The 1,838-nt window shown below is 35.7% G+C and carries 1 protein-coding gene and 1 tRNA gene; one reads left to right on the forward strand and one right to left on the reverse strand.

Annotation, left to right across the window (positions count from 1 at the left end):
* Positions 1 to 33: 33 nt before the first annotated feature.
* Positions 34 to 124 (forward strand) — tRNA-Ser (locus H5300_RS26510).
* Between the two features lie 290 nt (positions 125 to 414).
* On the opposite strand, the gene H5300_RS26515 is transcribed toward H5300_RS26510, so the two are convergent.
* Entirely contained in the window at positions 415 to 1,548 is a 1,134-nt protein-coding gene (locus H5300_RS26515; protein WP_259397968.1) for a sulfatase-like hydrolase/transferase, read from the reverse strand.
* Positions 1,549 to 1,838 lie beyond the last annotated feature (290 nt).

Below are 1,838 nucleotides of genomic sequence, written 5' to 3' on the forward strand. Positions count from 1 at the left end.
ATTAGTGTACTAATCTATTGATGACAATTTGTTGGAGGGATGGCTGAGTGGTCGAAAGCACCGGTCTTGAAAACCGGCAACCGTTAATAGCGGTTCTAGGGTTCAAATCCCTATCCCTCCACCACTATTGAAAAGCCCGCTGAGAAATCAGCGGGCTTTTTTCTTATCTGTTTCAAATCATTATGTATCATCCAAATATTTGCACACTCACTTAATTTACTTGTGGATACTGTCAGAGTTTCCTAAATCATCTCATTAGGCTGTTTGCTAACAAGGTTGATGAAGTTCTTGAATAAGCAAAATAGAGCTGACATCAGCTTACATAGTGCTAAATAAGAGGTAATTTGATGTGCAGAGAAGGTTACTTACTAAGTAACTTTATGGTGTTCATAACCTTCTGTATCAGTTGTTCGTTTAGTCGATTTTTCTTACCTTAAACTCACTCGTTAACACTGAGTCATACTCCTTTCCTATGTACTTGGTATTGAAGATACTTTTGTGATGCTCTGTCTGTTCTGAATATATTCCTACCCATTGCGCAAATGTGTCTGAAAAGTCTCTCAGATTGTATTTGACCGAATGTCTTTTCGTTTCTTGTGGATCATTACTCATTGCTATAAAAGGTACTTCTACTGCCTGCCTTGAAAAGTGTGATCCAGTGCCGTGAATCAAATATGGGGGAGCATTTACAGACGTTAGGCCATGGTCAGAAAAATAAATGATTTTATATGTTTTATCATGCATTGTGAGTAGATCTCTAAGCTTTTCTATAAAAGCAACGCCATAAGCCACTGATTTTGAATAGCATACTAGGTACTTGTTATCTGAGGGTTTTAGTGAAACCTCCCCATCAAATCTCTTACAAAAGTCATAGTGTGACCCCATGGTATGAATGAAAATGACTTTCGGTTTTTTAGTTTCTTCACGAATCGCTTTGATCACTTCTGGTAGGAGAATGTTATCGGGTTCAGCTTTATCATAAGACGTATTCTTATAATATTGGTAATGTGCCCTACTCGCGATTGCGGATACCTGTGTCTCGTATTGCCCGATCTTAGCTTGATTTGATATCCAATAAGTTTTCATTCCAGCATCATTAGCAAGATCTATCACATTTAAGTTTTTATCATGCCTGTTTACATCTAGGCTCTTTGATAATATTCGAGGGACTGAGAAATATGTAACAACGGATGGGGAAATAACACCATTAAATATGGCTGCTCCTTTTATCTTTCCATTCTCTTCGTTATACGATGGGAAGTGATTTTTAATAACAGATTCACCAATATTTACGATGTAAATATCCTTTAATACATTATTTGTATGAACATTCTCCCATTTTGAAGAGATTACTGATTTTCCCCCTTCGAGAAGAGACAGTTCATAATATAAAGAAATAGGTTTAATAACTGTAATTAACCCTAAAAAACTAAACCACACTTCATGATGGATTGTTTTTGAGTATTCTTCATTGAGGTATGTCGTCTTTTTATTATCATGTAAGCTATAAGATTTGGTGATTAATATGCTGGAAAATAATATCAACATAATTAATGAAAATGGCTTACCAACCTTTCCTAAGGTAATGTGAAATGATAAAAAAAGTAGAATGGAAAATATAATAATCTTTACATATTTTATGACGCTAATGCTTTTTATATGTTCAAGAGCTTCACCTCGATTAGACTCTAAAACCGACCCTAAGACACCTAAGCATGGGTATCTACACATATTGAGCAAAAAATGAACGGGCCAATTCTTTCATCCTGTTGATTTCCTCTGTCGTGTAAGTATTTAATACTTCGCACATTTGCAAGAAAACCCAGAGGCCTGCAAGT

The sequence above is a fragment of the Vibrio sp. SG41-7 genome, from assembly GCF_014164465.1.
In the GTDB taxonomy this organism is placed as follows: Bacteria; Pseudomonadota; Gammaproteobacteria; order Enterobacterales; family Vibrionaceae; genus Vibrio; species Vibrio splendidus.

Bases quoted from the DNA above. Each gene is read 5' to 3' on its own strand.
- H5300_RS26515 (WP_259397968.1), bottom strand. From the start codon at position 1,548: ATGTTGATATTATTTTCCAGCATATTAATCACCAAATCTTATAGCTTA.